The following is a 7,098-nucleotide window of genomic DNA, read 5'->3' on the forward strand; positions in this document are numbered from 1 at the left end:
TTTGACTTTGCCACTCTTCAGATGTACGGAGCTTGTTCAAAACTCAAATAGGATTCCTATAGTCTGCAAGCTGTTACATACCATTTCCCAAAATTTTTGACTGAATAGGTTAATAATATCTATAAATAGATTGACTCAATTGCTTGGCTTTTGCCATTGTACCATCGGCTTAGTCAAAGGTGAAATTAGTTGTTGTATTGTTTAACGAGTCTTGCCAAACTACCCTCTATAGTCGCAGTTTTAACTTTAAATCCATCTGCAATAGGTAATAAATTTAGTATTTTTCCCTTTGACTGAGCTAATTTACCAGTGCCCATCTCCGATCATAATCCTCGATTGTGGAAATGGGAGCCTTTCAGGTTGTTGAAGATTATCTAAGGGGGGATTTTCCCGCAACAGCAAAGTAGCAATCCCAAAGTCAATTATTTTCGTTTGTTGAGTTGTGGGATTGAAAAGAATATTGGCAGGATTAATGTCTTTATGAATAATCTGTTGCTGATGAATTTCTTCTAAAGCTGCTGTTACTTGCATAGCCAATTGCAAAAAACTTTGTAGCGGTAGAGGCGATTGATTGAGTAACCCACGCAGAGGTTGTCCACCAAAATCCTCTAAAACTAACATTAAGCTGTTTTGATATTTTTTCAAGTCGTAGGCTGAGATAATTCCAGGTGCTTGAAAGCGACGTGTGAGATCATATTCAAGTTTAAACCGGGCGATCGCTTCTGGGGGTGGGTATTCTTGCCGCAGAACTTTCAATACTACTGGTTGTTGTCGTTTTGCGTCCAACTCTTGGAGACGCACTCGCGTTTGCGGTAGCCTGCGGCAAGCCCTCCGGGTGACGCTCGTTCGCCCTTGGTGTCTCCCCTTCTCTACGAGACGCTACGCGAAGGGAGAAGACTCGTTCTCCGTGGCGCTAACAGCAGTCGCTCATGGGGAGCCACTGCGTTGGACGGGTTTCCCGGCTTAAAGGAGCCAGCCGCTATGCACGGGTCTCCCGACTTGAGCGGACTGGGGTCAAGTGGCGTGGAAACCCCCCCGCGCTGCTTCACCGCTTTGCGTCTACGTTTTTCATTAGCTGTGCGTAAGTCCTATCTATTCCCAATGAATCTCTTTAGAACGAAAAGCTCTATCCCAATCGTTAGCAATCACTTCCATGATATTAATCATGCCTTCATAGCCAAAATATGGCTTGTCTACATAAGTTTCTCTGTTAGTAGGGCTAAAGACATCAAAAGCAATTTTTATTCCCAATTCCTCTGCCATGTATTTTTCCCATGCCGAGCCAATTACAGCATCAACATCAAATTCTTCTAAGGTTTGTTTTACCTGATAGCCATCTGCCGAAAATACTATATGGGAAGTAAGACCGAGGCTGTACAGTTCTCGCTCCAAAATTGAACGAGAATCAGGCATCGCCGAACGAAATAATAAGACTTCTGGAATCATCTCCAATTCTTCAAAGAGCATTCTCACCAGTCCAATACCAAGCGTCCCATCCGCAGATACGGCAATTCTACAGTTACGATATCGGGGAATAATCATCAATGCTCGTTTGCGAAGTGTATCTACGACCATTTCTTCGCCTTGTTTAATAATTGGCTCCACTTTTTCATCTATCTTGAAATGTGCCGCCAATGCCTTCAACCACCGAGTAGTGTTGTTTACACCTATTGGTAAAGGTATATCATCAAGGATCAAAGGGATGTCATGGGTCTGTTGCATTTTCCGAGCAAACTTATACCCAACATCATGACTGAGAACAATATTGGCGGTTGCTTCACCAGCTTGCTCTAGTTCTTCAAAGGAGGTATTATGAGAGAAGACCGTCTGTACTTTAATCCTTAAAGATTTTAACGTCTGCTTTACCCATTCCAAATCAGCCCACCAAGTAGGATTAAGATTTGCCTGTGGCGCAATGATATTTACAATCCTTGGCTTTTTACCCCTTCTCTTGGTCTGCCTTTTTTTTATAAAAGGAAGTAAAGCTTCCAAACCCATTTCCAAGCCATCGTAAGCATTGCCTCGAAACCCACCAGCCATTAAAGGAACGAGTTTGGCTTTGATATCTGGCTGAAGCTGGTTGCACAATCCCGCAATATCTTCACCAATGATGTCTGCCGCGCAAGTCCCAACGACAAACATCACCTTAGAATCAAAAGATTGATCCGCTTCTTTAATCATCCCTTTGAGTTTCTCAGACGCTCCCATCACAATGTCTGACTCAAAAAGACGAGTACAACCTACTTTCCGCTTGGTGAAATCAACCTCATGAGCATCATACCCAGCTGCGACAGTGGACGCGCAACCCTGTGGAGACTGAATCACAATACTGACATCTTTGATGCCAGCAACTGTAGTTGCAATACCTTCAAGGGCACAGCCAACTACTGGGTCTTTACTATGGTTACAATTGTCAAAAGTTGTTTCAGCAGACATTTATTCCTCCTGTTTCTTTAAAGCTTGACTATGTAAACGCGTTTCACGCAGCCTGTAGCGACTTCTGCTTTGGCGTTTCCGTGTTTTGTGCAGCCTGTAACGGCTTCTGTCTTCCTTGTAAGAGCTTCTGCCTTGACGTTTCCGTGTTTCGCGCAGCCTGTAACAGCTTCTGCCTTCCCTGTAGCAACTTCTGCCTTGACATTTCCGTGTTTTGCGCAGCCTGGAACAGCTTCTGCCTTGACATTTTTGGCTTAAGCCTTGTCCGTATCAGTCTACGTAGGTTGGGTTGAGGAACAAAATTCAACATTTCCGAAGAGTTTGTTGGGTAACACTAAAGTTCTACCCAACCTACAATTTTCTGTTTGAGACAAATCCATACTTTTATTTAGCAAAGTCACATTTCATTTATTACTCGTTCATACATTTTCCCCGTCTCTTCTCTGCATATACGGTACAATCAGGCATGTCTTGAGCTAATTTTCCGCTTAGTGATTGAACAGATGCTAACCCGGAATCTTTAGGGAATACCATTTGCTTGGTTAAAGCACTCCGAGGTCTAAAGGCATATTGGAGTGCTGTTTCAATACACCTTGCGACCTTTAAGGCTCCGCGATAGCCAAATCTGGGACGATTTAAGATAGCATTTAAATCGACTACGGGAATATGGGGGAAACTCAAGGAAGAACCAAAATAAACTACCGATTCTGCATCAAGACCACCAATAAAATCTAGTAATTCATCTTCGGTTTGTTTCATGGACTCGTACTTGCCAAAGGCCAGCGTCCCTTTCGTAATCAATATTTCCGGGTCTAACCCTGTTTCCAATAGGTAGTCTACACTGGTTTCTCGTGCTTCTGTACTCCAGGGATGGAAGTTATAGATTACTACACGCATCCCAAAATCACGATCCAACATGTGAGCAAGGGATAAGCACTTGATAGCATCATGTCCTTCGATAATCGCTAACTTCCCTTCTATATAACCCTTAGCTGCTTCAAATTCAGTCTTGATTGCGGCATATTCCTTTTCCATTAGGGCAGCCGCTTGTTCTTCCATGCCTAAATATTTTGCCGCCCCTTCGAGCCATTTTTCTGTAGCGCTGATTCCATAGGGAAGGATAGTAGAATTTAAAGGCGTACCAAACTTGTCTGACATGGCTTTGCCAATGGTATAGCCAAGATCCAAACATAAAGTACAGTTGACTGCCGCACTTGGTGCTTGCTTGAGTTCTTCTAAAGTACAGTCACCAGCGATCACACTGTGAACTCGTGCCCCCATTCCTTCTATCAATCGCACCAGTTCTTTAACATCAGTTTCGACTTCTGTTCTTTCAGGGCCCATCTTTGCGCCCACAATATTGACAGCATCGGCTAGTTGTGCCTTCCGCTCTGGAGTTGGCGGCTCCATAAAGTCTACGATTTGCCGAAATACGATATCAAATCCACTGCGATATTCCCCGGCAAATCCTTCACAATGTATCGTCATGATTTCAGACTGGATTTCGCCACGCGCCTTATTCACGACGTCATCAACACAGTCCCCAATAATACCAGACGCACAACTAGTGGCAACAACGATCGCATCAGGATGGTATTTTTCATCTACTTCTCGAATCGCGCCTGCTAATTCTTTTTCTCCACCAAAAATTACCGCTTTCTCACTCATGTTCGTAGTCACCACGGGTTCATAAGGTGAACCACTATTGCGGCTATTGGTCAGCTTGTATGCCCGCTTTACACCATAAGCACAGCCACTTGGCCCGTGAGAAATGACGATCGCATTTTTAATCCCACTTAAAATCTTCGTTGCAGTCCAAAATTTACAGGGACGGGTATGACTACCTTGTAAAGTGGTCTTAATCTTACCCTCTTTTGCCAAGCGATACAGTTCGCTCAAATTTCCGTAAAATACGACATTCTTATCTATACTTGTTGCAGTCATGATCACTCTCCAGTCTTTTAATAGCTTCTGTAGCAATACCCTGTGAGTCGTAAACCAGGCTACTGAGCCGCCCTCTGACTAATCAGTTAAACGGGTGCTGCCTGGTTTACAATTGATGTAGGATTGCTAAGTATCGTAAAATTCAGATGGAAATACCATCTAATGATTTGGCGAGACAGTTGGGGGTGGATGACAGAAATACCACTGTAGATAGATGCCATCCCCCATACATATCATCCTTTTACCAAACGTTTAAGAGCCACTCGCGCTCGTGCTTGTTCTCCATATCTGCAAACATGGCGTTGGCAATATTGTCTGCTAGCCATTCTGCTCCTTTATAGCCAATCACGGGGTATTTCCACAGACCTGCGCGGTCAAAGCTGGGGAAGCCTACCCGAACCATCGGAATTTTGTTATCGATAGAAATATATCGACCCTTGGAATGACCTAGAATCAAGTCGATTTCGAGGGATTTATCTTTGATGCGGCGCTCTAGTTCCCAGAGGTCTGCATTCCAGATGACTTCGATATCACAAGCTGCTTGCTTCTCCAACTGGGCAATTCTTGGGTCTTTAGTGCAAGCTCTGTTGTCGTCTCCCAACAACATCAGCACTGGCTCTAACTCAACTTCTAAGCAGAACTCTGCTAGACCAATTACTAAATCGGGATCTCCGTAAATAGCAACCTTCTTGTTGGCGAAGAACATGTGAGCGAGGTCGGCGATCGCATCAATAGCTTTACCACGTTCTCTGACTAAAGATTCTGGTATTGCTTTGCCAGTCAATTTGCTGATATTTTGCAGCCAGATGTCGGTATTCTTGATACCAATTGGTGTTGGGCCGATGATTGCAGGAACCTTAAACTTCTCTTCTAAGAATTCAGCTGCGCTGCCTCCTTCATATTTGCATAAGGCAATAGTTCCCAACGCATTAGCAGAATCAGCAATTTCTTCAATGGTTGAATTCCCAAAGGCAAAACTTGTCTTATCGGGCATGGTGGGCGCATCGAAGGATTCTGTATCCAGTAAGATATTCCCTGGAACGTCCATCTCTTTTAAGATGCGCTTAACTTCAATGACATCTCCAGGGTTAAGCCACCCAGTGATGATGTTCAACTTGCCAGTTGGTTCGCCTTTTTTTGCTAGGCTAGAAATAATTGCATGTACGCCGACATTATAGCCTGTGACTTGACTGCCTTTGTAACTGGGGGTATGTACAGGAACAAGGATAACCTTGCGATCGGGATAGTCTTTCTTTAACTGGCCGTTGAGCTTGTTAATGGTTCCTTCGATATCGTCCCCAATCGTCTCAGTTGAACAAGTCGTAATAATTGGGATAATCCGTAAATCGGGATATCGTGCTACTAAAGTGTGTACGGCTTCCTCAATGCGTGGCTGTCCTCCAAGAACAGCGCTATTTTCATGGAGTGAAGAAGAAGCAATGTCAAAATTTTCCTTCAAATGCTGGGCAAACAGAAGACGAACGAACATACTACACCCCTGTCCTCCATGCACCAGGGGAATACAATCTTTTATTCCGATGGAAGCATATTCAGCCCCAGCAGGCTGACAGGTAAATATAGGATTGATGATTCCCTTGCGTTCTTTCTGTTTTACGACTAAAGACATTCTCTTGACTCCTATGTGGTAAAAAGTTGCGTGATTTTGTTTAGCGTTGTTCAACGAAGATATGAATTGTCATTTTGAGGTTAAGAAAGTAGAGCGATGCCCGCCGCAGGCATCGCTAATGCTGCATCCAACCAAGAAGCAAGCTACCCATAGCATCGATTACAGAAGAAAACTAGAATTGAATTTCTGGAAAATCTTGAAAACTAGATCAGATGCTTCTGTAATCAGACACTATGTGGACAGTACGCTTCTTGGGAATGCTTTTAGCGTCACCGAACAGCCCGTCGTAGCGATCGCTCTCTACCCTGTAAGAAAATTTCTGCACAAACACTAACAGGATGACAAGACTCTAATTCATACTCCAATTGAGCAACGCCGTTCGTTCGTTTGGTTGAATTACCGATCTAATTGCTTTAATAAAGCGAATAATGCAATTCACCATTCTTCGACTTGGTTATTACAATATCGACCAGCATTGCTTTAACAGATTCCAGTACTGCCTTCTTTTGCGAGTTTTCCATGTTATTTAACCATGAAAACCTAATTTCCAGGTCAGCCGAAAGGATCTTCGCATCTGCATAAAAACCCCTGTGGATCAAGGTTTCCAGAACCACCTTTTCTCCAGTCAAGATTTGGGCGGCCATATTGAGAACACCATTGATGTTTTCTTCCCGATCCCATGCACGCGAGTGAAACTGCCACAGACACCGTTCTTGAATTAATTTCGTGACTTCCGCAGCTCGCTCTTGAATGTATAACGCGATTTCCTTAGCTTGCGCTTGAACCTGTGGTGCAGCTTCCTTAGCTGGCTGTTGAACCTGTGGCGCAGCTTCCTTAGCTGGCTGTTGAACCTGTGGCGCAGCTTCCTTAGCTTGCTGTTTGGCCTGTGGTGCAGCTTCCTTAGCTGGCTGTTGAACCTGTGGCGCAGCTTCCTTAACTAGCTGTTTGACCTCTGAAGTGGTTTCCTTAACTAGCTGTTTGACCTCTGAAGTGGCTTCCTTAACTAGCTGTTTGACCTCTGAAGTGGTTTCCTTAACTAGCTGTTTGGCCTGTGGCGCAGTTTCTTTAGCTGGCTGTTGAACCTGTGGCGCAGC

Annotated in this window: 6 protein-coding genes; 1 reads left to right on the forward strand and 5 read right to left on the reverse strand. The window is 44.1% G+C overall.

From position 1 onward, the window contains the following. Positions 1-303: 303 nt before the first annotated feature. From PUQ00_RS31655 to vnfK, 4 genes are all read right to left on the reverse strand, one after another. The gene (locus tag PUQ00_RS31655) at positions 304-801 is read right to left on the reverse strand and encodes a protein kinase (protein WP_300423869.1); all 498 of its coding nucleotides are present in this window, start codon (positions 799-801) and stop codon (positions 304-306) included. 291 nt (positions 802-1,092) lie between these two features. Beyond that, positions 1,093-2,436 carry a nitrogenase component 1 gene (locus PUQ00_RS31660; protein WP_300423870.1) on the reverse strand — a complete coding sequence of 448 codons (1,344 nt, stop codon included), beginning with the start codon at positions 2,434-2,436 and terminating at the stop codon, positions 1,093-1,095. A gap of 408 nt (positions 2,437-2,844) precedes the next feature. After that, a complete protein-coding gene (locus tag PUQ00_RS31665) occupies positions 2,845-4,377 on the reverse strand; it encodes a nitrogenase component 1 (protein WP_300423871.1) in 1,533 nt (510 codons plus the stop codon). Positions 4,378-4,618: 241 nt separating this feature from the next. Further along, complete coding sequence (vnfK, locus tag PUQ00_RS31670) at positions 4,619-6,004, reverse strand: V-containing nitrogenase subunit beta (RefSeq protein WP_300423873.1); 1,386 nt, start codon at positions 6,002-6,004, stop codon at positions 4,619-4,621. 118 nt (positions 6,005-6,122) lie between these two features. Between vnfK and PUQ00_RS31675 the strand changes: the two genes are divergently transcribed. Further along, positions 6,123-6,338, forward strand: coding sequence for a hypothetical protein (locus tag PUQ00_RS31675; RefSeq protein WP_300423874.1), 216 nt, complete (start codon positions 6,123-6,125; stop codon positions 6,336-6,338). A 79-nt stretch (positions 6,339-6,417) separates the two neighbouring features. Here PUQ00_RS31675 and vnfG read toward each other — a convergent pair. Next, positions 6,418-7,098, reverse strand: a 681-nt coding sequence (gene vnfG / locus PUQ00_RS31680) for a V-containing nitrogenase subunit delta (RefSeq protein WP_300423876.1), incomplete at its 5' end; no start/stop codon positions are given.

Origin of the sequence: Nostoc sp. S13 (assembly GCF_029379315.1) — a bacterium.
In the GTDB taxonomy this organism is placed as follows: domain Bacteria; phylum Cyanobacteriota; class Cyanobacteriia; order Cyanobacteriales; family Nostocaceae; genus Nostoc.

Bases quoted from the DNA above. Each gene is read 5' to 3' on its own strand.
- PUQ00_RS31675 (WP_300423874.1), top strand. From the start codon at position 6,123: ATGCTGCATCCAACCAAGAAGCAAGCTACCCATAGCATCGATTACAGA.
- PUQ00_RS31660 (WP_300423870.1), bottom strand. From the start codon at position 2,436: ATGTCTGCTGAAACAACTTTTGACAATTGTAACCATAGTAAAGACCCA.
- PUQ00_RS31665 (WP_300423871.1), bottom strand. From the start codon at position 4,377: ATGACTGCAACAAGTATAGATAAGAATGTCGTATTTTACGGAAATTTG.
- vnfK (WP_300423873.1), bottom strand. From the start codon at position 6,004: ATGTCTTTAGTCGTAAAACAGAAAGAACGCAAGGGAATCATCAATCCT.